The following is a 15047-nucleotide window of genomic DNA, read 5'->3' on the forward strand; positions in this document are numbered from 1 at the left end:
AATATTTATTAATAAACGTTATTTAACAACGTTTAAATTGTAGCAATTTTATTGAACGCTATCAATTCAATTTTTCCTCCTTTTTATTCCTTTCTGGAATAGTTAATTCTCGCTTGACAAACATATTATAATATTATAATATGTTTATATGATGAATGAAAAAGCACTTGCTGATTTTTTTAAACTTTTCTCAAATGAAGGGCGCCTGAAGATAATTTCCAGCCTCGCCTCTGATAATTTGACGGTAAATGAAATAGTCCAGCAGACAGAACTCTCACAATCTTTGGTGAGTCAACAGTTAAAACTACTTAAAAGTGCCCGTATTCTAACTAATGAAAAACAAGGAAAGACTGTCACTTATTGTCTATATGACCGTCATATTCTTCATCTTTTAAAAGATGTTGCCGAGCATTTAAACGAGCAAGGAGGAGAAAGTGAGAAAGAAATTTAAATCCGTTAAACCAGAAGAACCCCAGAATGAAACACTTGAACATCTGGTTTCGCAAAATGTAACGATTGTTTTTATCCTGAATTTTTTCTTTGCTATCCTCGAATTTATCTTCGGTTTTTTGTTTAATTCGACGGCTATCCTGTCTGATGCAGTTCATGATACGGGGGATGCTGTAGCAATCGGTCTGGCGTGGTTTTTCCAAAAATTTTCAAAACGAGCAGAGGATCGTCACTTTTCATTTGGTTATCAGCGCTTTAGTCTTCTAGGCGCCAGCCTAACGAGTGTCATCTTGATCACCGGAAGTTTTATCGTCCTTTTTGAATCTGTTCCTCGCTTTTTTGAACCTCAACCCGTCAAAGCGACGGGGATGTTAGGACTCGCTATTTTCGCCATTGTAGCGAATGGTTTTGGAGCTTGGTTATTAGCCAGAGGCTCCTCACGCAACGAAAGCATTCTTAATCTTCATGCGTTAGAGGATGTACTAGGTTGGTTAGGCGTTTTGATTGTCTCTATTGTCCTCCATTTTGTTGACTGGTATTGGCTTGATCCGTTGCTCTCAATTGCAATTGCACTTTTCATTTTGACGAAGGCCATCCCTAAATTTTGGGGGACGCTGCGTATTTTATTAGAATCTGTTCCTGAAGATATTGATTACAGTCGTTTGTTGATTGAACTGGAACAATTACCAGAAGTTCGCGCAGTAACACAACTTATCATTTGGTCAATCGATGGCGAACAAAATGCTGCGATGATCCATATCCTCATCCCTGATGACGTCGAATTTACTGCCGCAAAAATCGCAGTACGCCAAGTTCTGGAAAGCAATAAAGTCTGTCAGTCAGCTATTGAGCTTGACGAAACAACATCTGAACATTTGACCCACCTCAAATATGAAAAAGGCTCAGTTCTTTAAGCTACAAAGTTACTGACAGCTCTGTCAGTAAAAAAAACTCACTTTCTAGTCGAAGTGAGTTTTTGTTTTAAGAAAATTTAACGAACTTGTCCCGTTCCATCGATGTAAAATTTTGTTGAAGTCAGGGCCTCAAGTCCCATCGGACCTCGTGCATGCAATTTCTGAGTGGAAATTCCGATTTCTGCACCAAGTCCAAAAACAAAACCATCCGTAAAACGTGTTGAGGCATTCACATAAACTGCTGCTGCATCAATTTCATCCTGAAACTTTTGGGCATTAAAGTAATCTCGAGTGACGATTGCTTCTGAGTGTCGACTTGAATATCGATTAATATGTTCAATAGCTTCTTCTAAAGTATCGACCGTTTTGACAGATAAAATATAATCAAGAAATTCTGTACCATAATCTTCGTCAGTAGCTGGCACAATATTCTGAGGATTTTTCACTGCTGACAGGGCGGTCAGTGCCCGCTCATCAGCCCGAAACTCTGTGGGATGAACTTGCCTGATCGCTTCGTATAATTTGGGTAGAAATTCATTCAAAACTTGACGATGGATCACCAGACTTTCTGCCGCATTGCAGACGCTCGGACGTTGTGTTTTTGCATTAATAACAATATTAACAGCCATCTCCAGATCAGCAGATTCATCCACATAGATGCTACAATTTCCAACTCCAGTCTCAATTACAGGGACTGTGGCTTTCGCCTTGACCGTATTAATTAAGCGGGCTGAGCCTCGCGGAATGAGCACATCAAGAAATTGGTCCGCTTGCATCATTTTTTCAGCTTCTGCATGACTTGTATCAGCTAAAAGTTCTACTGACGAAGCTGTCAGTCCACTTTTAATAAGATTTTCCTTAATAATCTCAACCAAAACAAGATTCGTGTGAAGGGCATCAGAACCACCTCGCAAAAGAACTGCATTCCCTGTTTTAAAACAAAGCGAAAAAGCATCAATGGTGACGTTCGGACGACTCTCAAAAATCATGCCGACTGCTCCCAGAGGCACGCGCTTCTGTATGATTTTTAAATCTTCTAAATTTGTGAAACCTTGCATCACTTGCCCGATTGGATCTGGCAGATCAGCTACTTGACGTAAACCTATCGCCATAGCCTCAATTCGTTTGTGATCTAAACGTAACCGATCTACCATAATCTCTGAGATGCCATGCTCTTTTGCGCGCGCTAAATCTTTTTGATTTTCACCTAAAATCCGTACTTCATTAGCAAGCAAAGCTTCTGCTAATTGGCGCAAAAAATTATTTTTATCAGCAGTAGGTAACTTCGCAAGGCGCTTGCTTGCTTCTTTTACTTTTGCCCCAAGTTCTTCTATCATCTTCGTACCTTTTATACCTTTTGTGAAAAATAAGTCCCAATCTCTTTGCCAGCTACGATCTCACGAATTTCTCGGATACGTGCCCCATTAGTCAAAACCATTTCTTGGCCATTGTCAAATAAGATTTGCGCAGCAGCAAGCTTTGATGTCATTCCCCCTGTGCCAAAGCGACTACCAGCTCCACCTGCCATCTGACGTAATTCATCAGTAATGTCATGAATTTCCTTAAAAATTGTCGCATCATCATAGATGTTGGGATTTTTATTGAACAAACCATCAATGTCCGAAAGCATAATTAACAAATCAGCACCCACCAATTTAGAAACAATGGCGCCCAACTTATCATTATCACCAAACTTTGTCTGATGATCCATCTCATCCACTGCAATGGCATCATTTTCATTAATAATAGGAATAATATCCAGTTCTAATAAAGCATTTAAAGCATTTTGAGCATTCTCACGGCTCGTCGGGAAGTCAGTAACATCACGTGTCAGAAGTAACTGTGATACTTTTTGAGAATAACGATGAAACATCTGTGTGTATAAACTCATCAGTTCTACTTGCCCAATGCTGGCTAAAGCTTGCTGTTGTGCAATCACTGTTGGCCGCTTCTCCATCCCCAAGACATTTAAGCCAACACCGACGGCACCAGAAGTCACTAGAATCACTTCATATCCTTGATTATTCAAGTCGGCTAGGACAAATGCAAGTTCATCAATATTCGATAAATTAATTTTTCCATTCGGCAAAATGAGCGAACTCGTCCCAATTTTAACTACGATACGCCGAGCTTTCAAAATATTTCTTCTTGTCATAATGACCTAGTATACCACACTCTACCACTAATGTTCAATATGGATTTTAGAGAAACATTTTCACTCTCTTTGTCCTCCTCTAAAAAAATAGAATCAGCAACATTAGCTGCTAGTGAAAAGCAACCATTCATGAGCAAACCTATTGCTATGTCCTGAGTTTATACCAATAAATCTGTTTTCTCTTATTTTTTTGAATAAAAACCCACACTAGCTTTAACATGCGTTATAGAATTTGATTTTTGATTTCTCCCCTGTGGATTATTATGATTAAGTACGATTTTCAAATCCTGTTTTAACTCATTACTTGCCTGGGCAACATCTTTTGCCGTATACGAATTTTTATCTTTTAAAGCTGTTGCAGTTACCGCAGTTGATTTATGCTCAAGAAATGTTTCCAATTGTTGCGCGTTTGCCTTGTCTTCTAATACTTGTTCGCTGTAAGCGTGCTTGTTATAGATAGCTAAAGATATACTGATAACGAGAAATCCCACTACCGTCAAACTGATAAAATATTTTTTATTGTGTGTCCCTAAATTCATTGCATCCTCTTGTATTTCAAAGTGGTTAGCTTTTTACAGAAATAACTGCTTCTATCCAAGCTTCCCTCTACGTTATATTGTTATTCTACATCAAAAAAAAATGTCCTGCAACACGTTATCGTTTTCACAAGCAAAATACTTGCAAGCTTTTGTTTTTTATGAAAGCTGTAAAATATCATGTTAACTACAAGCTTAGGCTAAAAATTAATTCTTAAATTGAATAAAAAAGAACTCTAATAGAGTTCTTTTTTATTTCCCCTTAAGATGGCACATCATTAATCGACCATTCAATGGTTGCTTCATATGCTTTATTTACAGAAAGTGAAGCACCGTTTGTTGCTAACGAAACATTAGAGAAATCGAGGTTCCAAGTCCCCTGCCCTGTTTCTTTCGGGGCATAAAAAATTGACACCGGTCCTGCTCCTTCATCCAAAGTGAAATTTTTACTTGTACTAGGTGCACTCGCGCTGTTCCCCTCCTCAGGTGTAATGCTTCCAGTGGTAAAGTCAAGAGTGGCGCCTGATAAAGTTGAAGCATCTTCAGCGGTAAATTGTTGTGTCATTTGAGCTGTGACAGACCACCCCTCATTCGTGTAAGTGTCATCTGTGACCTGTAAGACATCATTTGGAATCATCTCGTAAATCCCATCAGCTTGTAATTCCTGAAAACCAAAATCAAGGATAGGAACCTGATTAACCAGAACAGAAGCGGGAGGAGCCTCTACATTAAAAATAAAATTAAGCGTTGAAACTTGATAATATTTGTTAGCTTCTTGTGCAAGCGCTACAGTAAGACTACTATAAGACTTCCCGTCGGGACCCGTCACACTCTGTACCGTCGTCCCCTTTGGAACTTCTGGCAAACTTTTGCTCACATCATTAATAACACCACCTGTGACGCCTTCCTCGCTAAAAGCAGAAGGCAAATTTGGTACATTTGATTTTGTTTCATCTATATAGTGATAAGAAAAGGTTACTTTAGCTTTCTTAGCCTTAAAGTACAGACCAAAGTAATTCGCCCAGCTATTTTCAGTAAGATCGGTATAGTCAGGATTTGCTGCTAATGCGGCAGCCAAATCAGAGTAAGTTTTTCCCGCTACCCCGTCTGGTCCAACAACATGATCAAGTTCGTAACCATCAGGCACTTTTATGTCGGGTACCTCATCAATAGTTGAATCATAATAACCTTGTACCGTTTGTGTTTCAGAAAGTTCAGGAGCGATACCATTCATCACGGATTGAGAAGCGCTTGGTAACCCTCCAAGCAAGCCAGTCACCTCATCCTTCACTTGTCCAGTTCCGGGAGTTTCACTCAAATAGTAACTTTTAAAGGTTGCCGTTTCTTGGTCCGGTGTGTAATAAACATTAATAACGTTATCCACCTCAGTAGTGGAATCATCATTTAGGACCTTCAAAGACTCTCCTTTTGAAAAAGTATAGTGACTAATTTGAGGAGCACCATAGGTGTAATCGTCGGTGCTGTTAGCATCACCATTAGTGACACCTATAGTGTCACCCGTATTTGCTATAACCGTTGACTCACTAATATTCTTGATCGGCTGATTCGTCGTTTCATCAATATATTTTATGGTAACATTTTCGGTCCCACGAGTAGCACTAAAGGATGCTGCGGATGTCGCATTCCCTTCTTGAATAACCCCTGTATTAGTTCCAGTAATTGCCAATGTTCCAAATGTCATATTGCGGGATAAGGTAGCACTCCGTGATATTCCTGCATTATTATAAGTACCATTATTATTATAGTCTGCATCAGGTATTGATTGTAAGTTTAAATCTCCCGTATAAGTTCCATCACCGTTATCGATCACATTGTTCCAGGTCAAACGAAGAGTCTCAGCCCCTTTATAAGCAGTGGAGGTCAATACCCCACCAAGAATACCATTACCTTTTAAAGCAAGTGGAGCCGAAAATTGTTTCCATGAAACACTTGAAGTCGTTGAATATTCTAATTTACCTTCCTCATCCGTCTTACGTATTTCTGCGGTATTTTGACCAACATTTGTACTCGCAGTTCCATCAAATCCCCCATTATAATAAAGATCACGCCCTAGGAAGTAGGAATCTTTTAATCCCTGTATACCAAGATATTGACCTGTAGCACTCGGCGCGTTACTTTTTATCTGTTCAGTGCTCGCAGGCGTAAGAAAGAAACCGGCCGCATCACCATATAGCCACTGCAATGCGTTATCATAATAGAAAGGGGTGCTGATGCTTACCGGTTTAGAAAAATCAATGGTTGCATCTAAGACATGATAAACCCAAGAATTTTTTTTGGTATTAGCTAACCAGAAATAGTTATTCCCCGAAGGATCCCACTTATACCAGCTTCCATCTCCAGCGAGCGGAATCCAGCTATCTACATTTTGTTGAAAACTACTATCAAGTTCATGATTACCTGTATCCAAACTTTGTCCAGGAGATAAATTTCCTGAAATAGCAGTTGCTGCCTCTACTTCACTTGACTTAAAATGGCTTGCTAGAAAACCAGATATGACTACACTCGCAGCTATCAAACTAAATTTAAATCTTTTATTCATTCTTTGCCTCTACTGCTCTCTTTAGTTGGCTTTCCTTTTTTGAAAAAGGGAGGATCCATCCCCTTTTTCAAAAAAGGAAATAACTGGTTATATCCAAATTATTTCACTTCAAAATTATTTTTTATTACACCTTATGCTTCAGGAACAACGCTAAGAGAATATTCTAAAGTTGTTGTATAAGTTCCCGCCTTAGCAGATCCTGCAGGGACACTCAATGAAATAGGACCGCCTGTTTCATTACCTGTATAGTCATCTGCTGTACCGTATTTTGTAGCATATGTTCCGTAACTACCTTGGCTATTTGAAGTCATAACCGTTTCAGGAGTTCCGACTGCTAAATTTAAAATATTATTAGATGTAGGCATGTAAGCACTTGTTCCTGATGTTTCTGCAGTATAGACTGGTGTTGCAGAATTAAAGCTTAATTGCGCACCGCTCAACTCATTTGTACCATTTGTGAATTGTCCGAGTTGAGTTACAGTAACTGCCCATGTTCCTTCACCACGGAGGTCATGCATTGCTACGAAATCAGCATTGCCTGTATTTTCATCTTTTGAGGCATAATATGTCGAACTAGAAGTTGAAATTTCATGAGAACCAAAATCTAAATTTGAAGCATAATCCAAAGCAATAGTTCCTTCAACACCAGGGATATTTGGGTCTACTTCCCCACCAGGATTTTCTGGGTCAATAACTCCTGGGTTAGAAGTTTCTGGCGCTTGAGTAAAGCTTACAGTTCCCTCAGAATCATAAGTGTTTTGATCAATACTATCTGCTGATACAGAAGCAGCTCCAAGTAATGCAAAGGCAGACAATGTCATTGTTGAATAAGTAATAAGTTTTTTCATGATATTAAGTTCCTTTCTTAAGAACAATTGTTTTTATTTTTAAGTATTTTTGGGTTCAAATCCAAATACTCTGCAACACGATGGGCGAATTACCCTGACGATTTTATAAATTTAAATTGTCGGTACTTTCTCCATTCTGTTTAAAATTTATATTCTCAATTTATTTAAAATTGTGATTATCCTTTTTTAGTTTCTTCCTTATCTTCCTTTTTTCTTTTTTTGAAAAGAAGAAAAATTAAAATAATAAGTAAGATGATAATGATGATACCAATGATAATAAGCCAATTGAAGTTTTGTTTTTCAACTGTTGGATCAGTCTTATTCAATTTTTCGGCTTCTGAACTTGTCACCTCAAAGTCCTTATCAAATTCCCACTTGTACTTATATTTCACCTTATTGCCATCAACAGTTGTTTCATATTTTCCATCTGTTGATTTTTCACCATAGGCAATGAGATGTAAATGATACTTACCAGGTTTTAAGGCTGCTGATGAGCCACCATTTAAATCACCTTGTTTAGAAACAGGGATAGCTAGATCAAAGTTTGAGTTTGGTGCCATCTGCATCGCAGAGTTATTGTAAGTATAGCTTAGTTGAGAATCTGTCTTCGAAGTTACTGTTGAGCTGACGTTAAGTTGACTTAAATACGCAGGAGCCGAATTACTAAGATTGGCTTGGATCACATTTCTGCTATTGACTTGAGAGGCTTTTACTGTATTGAGGGCCAAAGATGGCGCTACACTTTCTTCACTTTGCCGCATGACCAATGCAATAACATAACGATATTCATTCTTCACTGTAACGGAAGTCTTTTTTGAAGAATTAGCTTGATCTGTTTCACTTTCCACTTGTTTGAACGTGAATCCACCCGCCATCACACCTTTGAAGCTTTCTTCAGGCATCTTCACTTTAGCTTTAACTTCCACCGTTGAATCGGCAGGTATTTTAACTTGTTTATCTATTGTGACGTAATCTGAGATATCACGGACCAGTGATTTATCTTTAGGTTTAGTACTAGGAACATATACCGCAAGTCCTGAATCGGCAGTAGTGGCATTCGAAAACGTTGTATCAACAGTAATTGCTTTTGAAGTCGTATTGGATAATTTGATTGTCAGATCTTGACTCTCTCCTGGCTTCATAAGGAGATCAAAGTACCCAGAATTTTTTGAAATTTGATTTTCTGGTAAATTAGGAACGACATTAAAGTTGGCCCCATCAGCAAGAGCAACTCTTGTTCCAAAAGCGACTATCAACAGTGTCATTAGAAATAAATATATTTTATATTTGTTGTATGGTTTACTCATTTTTTCCTTCTTTATCGATTAATTTGGCACGACATTGAGTGAGTACTCTAACGTACTTTGATAATCCCCAACCTGTGCAGCACCTGCTGGAACACTTAATGAAATTGGACCACCCTCTTCATTACCTAAATAATCACTTTTTGTACCATATTTTGTAGCATATGTCCCATAGCTCCCTGCTTCATTAGAGGACATAACCAGAGAAGGTGACCCAATCATAAGATTTGTAATATTAACGGCACTCGGCATATCTGCACCAACACCTGTCTCAATTCCCGTATTCACTGCAATAGCTTTTTCAAAGCTGATTTGTGCACCACTAAGCTCTACTGCTTTTTGATTAGTAAATTGATTGCTTTGCGTTACTGTGATCGACCATTCGCCTGCTCCTCTAAGGTCATGCATCGCTACAAAATCAGCTCCTCCAGTCGTCTTATCTGTTGAGGCATAATAAGTCGAATCTGTGGTAGAAATCTTATGTGATCCAAAATCCAAATCAGAAGCATAGTCTAAAGCGATAGAACCAGCGACACCTGGGATTTCAGGCTCCACACCCCCACCAGGATTTTCAGGATCTACAACTCCGGGATTAGTTGTCTCATCACCAGGAATAAAGGTAATCATACCCGTTGAATCAACACGGTTCCCTCCTTCAGTTCCGGAGACAGTGACAATTTCTGAGAGTGAGGTCTTATCCTCTTTTCCTTCTTGATGTCCTATTACTTTGGCTTGCACCTCATCGCCTTTTGCCAGTTGAAGCGCTTTGGTAGTAAAAGTACCGTTTTCGAGCAAGGTTGCTTGGCCTTTCGAATTACCGTTGACGAAAATTTCCACCTCATAATTTCGATCGAAATCTTTATTCTGATTACCGATATTACCACTAATTGTAACTTTTCCAGCTGTAAGCTCATGGATAGTTGCTTGTTCAACCTTCCAGTCCTCATAGGCTACTTTATACACAACAACCACTTCATCAGAAGTTTCAGACTTGTCTTCTTTCCCTGTTTGATGTCCAGTTACCTTAGCGGTTACCTTATCACCTTCGGATAAGGTTAACTTATCCGAGGTAAATGTACCATCGGCTTCCACTTTAGCTTGGCCTTTAGAACTTCCATTCACAAAAACTTCAACGGTATAATTACGGTCATAGTCCTTATCTTGGTTACCAATATTCCCCGTAATTACAGTATCCGTGGTATCCAAATCATCAACGGTTGGTTTCTCAACTTTCCAACCCTTATAATTTGTAGCATCTCCGACTGTAGCTTGCGTTTCTTCACTAACCTTATCTTCGCGTTTGTCTTGATGACCAATCACTTTTGCAGTGATAACTTGTCCTTCTTGCAAGTGCACATCATCTAGCTTGAATGTCCCATCTTCCGCTGGTGTCACATAAATAGGATCTTCATCATCAACAGATAAAGCCACTTCATAGGTTCGACCGGCATCTGTATTTTGCTTTCCGATATTTCCAGTAATCACTGTATCGGTATCTTTCATAGGGTCTAAGGTAGGACTTGCTACTGACCAGTCTTCATAACCAGTAGTTTCAGCAACTGTGAGAGTAGAAGTAGCTTGCTTATCAGGGTAAGTGGCCGTGACGTTGCCTTTTTCATCTGTATCATCAGGTTGGTGGCCAATCACTACTGCCTTAATCTTATCCCCATAAGCCAAAGCACGTTCTTGATCAGTATCTAATTCTGACAGGGCGTAGCTAAAGTAATAAGTCTTCAAAGCTACGTCTATATTCTTTTGATCAATGATCAGTTCATCACCAAGATAAACTTCTAAGTCATAGTTACGTCCAACTGCACGGTTTTGAATAGGAACATATCCCGAAATCGCCGTTCCTCCCTCATATAATGGACCATTAATTACCGCATCTTGAACTTGCCAGTTATCATAAGTTTCATCGGCTTGGGTAATAACCGTGGTGCTAATTGAGCTGCTATCTTTATCTTCTTCTCCGTCCTGTGAGCCTACAATCTTGGCTTTGACCACATCACCTTTTACCAAACCACTAAGATACGGAACATTGACATCCATATCATCTTTCACTGGTTTGTTATAAACTTCTTCATCATTTACGGTGACAATTAATTTATAAGTTCGACCAAGTTGTTGATTTTGTACAGGAGTATGAAGCGCTATAATCAAGTCATCCTCATAAAGAATAGGCATTGTAGGTTCTTCTACTTTCCAATCTTTCCAAGAGATGATGTTAGTTGCATCAGTCGGATAAGCAATTGTAGAGTATTTGGTTGGTTTAACTCCACTACTATTTTCTTCGCTTTCACGTCCCCGTACTCGTGCTGTGACCACATCACCTTCATTCAGATAACTCCCGAAATCAAAGTCCCAGTCACCTTTTTTAATGGTTTCACCTCGCGCATTGGTTCCACCGTCTGCAGTTGCCATTTGAACGTATTTATAAGGAATACCATTTACAGAAAGTTCAATATCATAATCTGTAGGGTGCTCATTACTTTCATCTTGGAGACCATTCCCATAAAAGTAAGAATTTTTCTCGGTCAAGTAATAGAGTGTTGTAGGCTCAACAGGGTTTTCAATCCAGGAATCTTCAATCCCATCACTTGCCACCGATCCAACAACCTTACTCGTGAATCCTAGCGCTGCTGAGTTCGCATCTGTTTTAGTTTGAATACTATAGTTGTCTTTTCTTTCAATCAGTTTTCCTGTATCTTTTGACCATTGACCTAAGTCGATGTACATATCCACTTCCATATCTACACCGGAAGCAAGCTGTACTGTATATTGAGAGGTTTTAAAGTAAATACAGCCTGCCTTACTATCGTAATTCATTGTATCACCAGTGTAAATCCAACTGCCTTTACCCCACAGTTCCGTAGCAATATCATACTCTTTTGTCCCATTAAGAGGCCAAACTGCATCTTTAGTTCGATAAGCTTTGCCATGAATATATTGTTTATAATTATCTGTACTAAAGAATTCCTTTGCAATCTCAGGATCAATCGTTATTTCTTGACGATATGCTTGCAGTACTCCGGTACCATTACCATGAGCTTTCGTATGAATATGAAGTACATCACTATCTGCTTCTAATTCACTGTAACTATCTTTAAATGTTGAGACTGCAATAGCTGGACTAATTCCTGAAAAGTCATTCTGACTAGATGACGTTTCACTACTACTTAAACTAGAGACTTCTGAGGTAGCAGTAGCATCAGACGACTTATCCTCGAAACTAGAAAAGCCCCCTATAGGAACAACAACAGGTTGTAAGGTTTTTTGTGTCGTTTTGGTACCTGCTTCGTCTTCACTCGCTGCTTTAACAACGGTATATCCAACCGCGCCTAATAGGCCTGGGATAAGCAACACACCAGCAAGTTGTTGTTTTATAACTTTTCTCATTTCTCTAGCCCTTCCTCATTTCAAAAAGATGTCAAATTTATTTACCTTATTTACCATTTAGCTTTATTAGTAAGCAAATTTTATTTTTTAAAAATGGTTAATTCGAATTTTCATTGGCTGAACGCCTTAACAGTAACTTATTCTAAAGGATAATTTTATGCTATTCAAAAAAGTTGTTTGGTTTTAAAATTCAGAAATATATCTCAAATAAAGTTATTAAGATACCATAAAGTAATTCTAGTAATTTTTCTGCCAATTTAAACATCCAAAACCCTTATTTATCAAGCTTTTCTTAACACCGTTACAGCTTCACATTAAAAAATGTAATATATTACGTATATGTTTTTTTTGCATATTCTCAATAGAGCTGGAATTTGTACTTGGGTAGGCGCATATTCAATCTTTTAACCTGAGCTAAATTACCAAAAATGAGAATTTTTTAGAGGGCTATAAGCGATGTAAAGAAGTATTTTTAGTGCTAAAATTGAAGGGGAGAGTCTCATTTGTACGAATCCTAAAATTTTGTGCTTCTGAATTAATCATATCTCGGAGCTTTTAAAAATCGGTACACTAAAACGCCTTATTCTTTTTGAGAATAAGGCGTTTTATTTGATTTTATATGTAAGTTTTATTTTAGAACGAAAAGACTAAAACTTCCAAAAATCGGAGAGTAAGTCTTTATTCAAATTCTTCATACTCATTTGGGTCTTGATTGTCAATGCGCCCATCTGATTTTTCTAAAGAATTGATTTGTTCGATTTCTTCTTGGGTCAGCTCAAAGTCAAAAATATTAAGATTCTCACGTTGGTGGATAAAATCCCTTGACTTAGGAATAGGAAGAATTCCCCGGTCTATATGCCAGCGTAATACAATCTGACCAGAGGTTTTTTTGTACTTTGTAGCGAGCTCTGTAATAATAGGTTCTTGCAAAGCATCGTTCCCCCGTCCCATGGGGCTCCAAGCTTCAGTGAGAATGCCTCGTTTTTTATTTTCCTCTAGCATTCGCTTTTGTACCCAGTAAGGGTGAATTTCGATTTGATTGACAGCAGGAGTAACCCCAGTTTTATCAATAATTTTATCTAAATGTTCTGGTTCGAAATTAGAAACCCCAATGGAACGAATAAGACCCAGCTTTTGTGCTCTGATAAGGGCTTCCCACGCTTCTACATAAAGGCCACGCTTTGGCAAAGGCCAGTGAATGAGGTACAAATCAAAGTACTCTAATCCCATGCGAAACAATGATTCTTGTATCATTGACAGTGCATCTTCATAGTGATGATATTTTCCTGGTAATTTTGTTGTTACGAAAAATTCGGAACGTGGTATACCCGAACGTCTGATTGCTTCTCCCACTACTCCTTCGCTGTCATAGTTTGTGGAGGTATCTAATAGGCGATAACCGCTTTGGATGGCCGTAAGAACTTGATCCAAACCGCTGCCTCCTCGAATCTGATAAGTCCCTAAACCAATAGTTGGTATTTCATGTCCGTCATTCATTGTCAATAATGGTGCTTTCATTGATAAAACCTCCTCGTATTTGAACTTTTCGGTGAGCGCGTTTACGCTTCTATACATTTTTCATTCTAACATAAGATAATGGCTCAATAAAATTTCCTGTTCGTTAACCTATAAACCCCTACTTTTAAAACCCATAGCTTTACTGACAGCTCGGTCAGTAAAGCTACGGGTTTCACTATCCTCATAATTTGATCCTTCCATTCTAAATGAAGACAGCAAAATTCTTAAAAGACGAGCTGAATTAAAGCTAGAGAAAAAATACCAACAAGTACGATAACTAGTAAGTTCTTAGTCAAAATGGCTGCCAAAAGCGTGGGAAGTGACGCCCCAAAATTATCCCAATTAATCATCGGAAGATGTCCCAAATCTTGTATAAATAGATTTGAAATCCATAGCGCAGACATAATCACGATAGGAACAAAGCTTAGATATTCCACAAGCAGTTTTGGTAATGTCATTTTCTTTAATAATAAAAAAGGAAGGACACGAGACAACCAAGTGACAAGACCACAACCAGCGATCGTCAACAAAATATATTCAAAAGAAGACACGTTTCCCCCCCACACCTAAAGCACATGCCACCAAAGTAACCACCAATACAAGTAGATTTTCTGGAATAAAAATAAGTCCCAGGTAGAACAAAATAAACGTTATTCCAATCATCAATAGCTGCAAAGCTCTTCCTAAAGTTTTATCACTTATCAACTGAAGATACATCAATCCGATAAACATTGCAATAACTGCAAAGCCTAAGCCAAGTTTTCGGGGATCGGTAAGTAGACGTCCTAAAAGTGCTCCCATTACACTTGCTAAAGCCCAGATAGTATAGGCAATCAAGTTGGCAGCATTAAACCAAGAGAAACTAAGTTTTCCCGCTGTATAATTTCGCTTATTCATTCCTAAAGCAAAACTTTCATCCGTTAGTAGAGTTCCCAAAACAATATTTTTTAGCAATTTCTCTTCTTTAAAAAAAGAAGCCGTAGTCATGCTCATAAGTATCATCCTTGAATTAACTAAAAAAACGCTCAACATAATAGATAATATCGGACTATGCGTTGCTAACATCGTTATCATAATAAATTGTGCTGATCCCGCGTAGACAATTGCTGACAACAAAAAAATGAGTCCAACGCTAAAACCAGCGCTGTGCCCAATCATCCCAAAAGCTATACCAATCCCAATATAGCCAAATACAGTTGGTAAAGTATCGATTAAACCTTGTTTAAATGTTAATTCTGAATTCATCCTACCCTAATTTTTCTAAAAATATAATATCTTTTTATTATCCCACATTCTATTCCTTCTTGTCAATTGACTACAAAATGATAATCCGTAGAATTAATACGAGCCTTTTTGATATCCCTCG

At 38.3% G+C, this 15047-nt stretch carries 12 protein-coding genes; 2 read left to right on the forward strand and 10 right to left on the reverse strand.

Annotated elements, in window-relative coordinates; all coding sequences use genetic code 11:
* Positions 1–148: 148 nt before the first annotated feature.
* Positions 149–451, forward strand: coding sequence for an ArsR/SmtB family transcription factor (locus JW886_RS07295; protein ID WP_075525416.1), 303 nt, complete (start codon positions 149–151; stop codon positions 449–451).
* The gene (locus JW886_RS07300) at positions 435–1364 is read left to right on the forward strand and encodes a cation diffusion facilitator family transporter (protein WP_205871712.1); all 930 of its coding nucleotides are present in this window, start codon (positions 435–437) and stop codon (positions 1362–1364) included. The genes JW886_RS07295 and JW886_RS07300 overlap by 17 nt, the downstream gene beginning before the upstream one ends.
* Positions 1365–1441: 77 nt before the next feature.
* On the opposite strand, the gene JW886_RS07305 is transcribed toward JW886_RS07300, so the two are convergent.
* The 10 genes from JW886_RS07305 to JW886_RS07350 form a co-directional block, all read right to left on the reverse strand.
* Positions 1442–2701, reverse strand: a complete 1260-nt coding sequence (locus JW886_RS07305; RefSeq protein WP_205871713.1) for a glutamate-5-semialdehyde dehydrogenase — start codon at positions 2699–2701, stop codon at positions 1442–1444.
* A gap of 11 nt (positions 2702–2712) precedes the next feature.
* Positions 2713–3519 (reverse strand): glutamate 5-kinase, encoded by an 807-nt coding sequence (proB, locus tag JW886_RS07310; protein WP_075525414.1) that lies wholly within the window; start codon positions 3517–3519, stop codon positions 2713–2715.
* A 182-nt stretch (positions 3520–3701) separates the two neighbouring features.
* On the reverse strand, positions 3702–4058 hold the full coding sequence (locus JW886_RS07315) for a hypothetical protein (RefSeq protein ID WP_205871714.1): 357 nt from the start codon (positions 4056–4058) through the stop codon (positions 3702–3704).
* A 259-nt stretch (positions 4059–4317) separates the two neighbouring features.
* Positions 4318–6615 carry a WxL domain-containing protein gene (locus JW886_RS07320; RefSeq protein ID WP_205871715.1) on the reverse strand — a complete coding sequence of 766 codons (2298 nt, stop codon included), beginning with the start codon at positions 6613–6615 and terminating at the stop codon, positions 4318–4320.
* A gap of 131 nt (positions 6616–6746) precedes the next feature.
* Positions 6747–7463 (reverse strand): WxL domain-containing protein, encoded by a 717-nt coding sequence (locus JW886_RS07325; RefSeq protein WP_082272308.1) that lies wholly within the window; start codon positions 7461–7463, stop codon positions 6747–6749.
* A 176-nt stretch (positions 7464–7639) separates the two neighbouring features.
* On the reverse strand, positions 7640–8770 hold the full coding sequence (locus tag JW886_RS07330; RefSeq protein ID WP_205272169.1) for a WxLIP family cell surface protein: 1131 nt from the start codon (positions 8768–8770) through the stop codon (positions 7640–7642).
* Positions 8771–8788: 18 nt separating this feature from the next.
* Positions 8789–12163 carry a WxL domain-containing protein gene (locus JW886_RS07335; protein ID WP_205871716.1) on the reverse strand — a complete coding sequence of 1125 codons (3375 nt, stop codon included), beginning with the start codon at positions 12161–12163 and terminating at the stop codon, positions 8789–8791.
* Positions 12164–12841: 678 nt separating this feature from the next.
* Positions 12842–13681: an aldo/keto reductase gene (locus tag JW886_RS07340; RefSeq protein WP_205272167.1), complete on the reverse strand. Its 840-nt coding sequence runs from the start codon at positions 13679–13681 to the stop codon at positions 12842–12844.
* 224 nt (positions 13682–13905) lie between these two features.
* Positions 13906–14232: an AzlD domain-containing protein gene (locus JW886_RS07345; RefSeq protein ID WP_205871717.1), complete on the reverse strand. Its 327-nt coding sequence runs from the start codon at positions 14230–14232 to the stop codon at positions 13906–13908.
* Positions 14219–14926 (reverse strand): AzlC family ABC transporter permease, encoded by a 708-nt coding sequence (locus tag JW886_RS07350; protein WP_205871718.1) that lies wholly within the window; start codon positions 14924–14926, stop codon positions 14219–14221. The genes JW886_RS07345 and JW886_RS07350 overlap by 14 nt, the downstream gene beginning before the upstream one ends.
* Positions 14927–15047: the final 121 nt, after the last annotated feature.

The organism is Lactococcus taiwanensis (genome assembly GCF_017068355.1).
GTDB classification, from domain to species: Bacteria; Bacillota; Bacilli; order Lactobacillales; family Streptococcaceae; genus Lactococcus; species Lactococcus taiwanensis.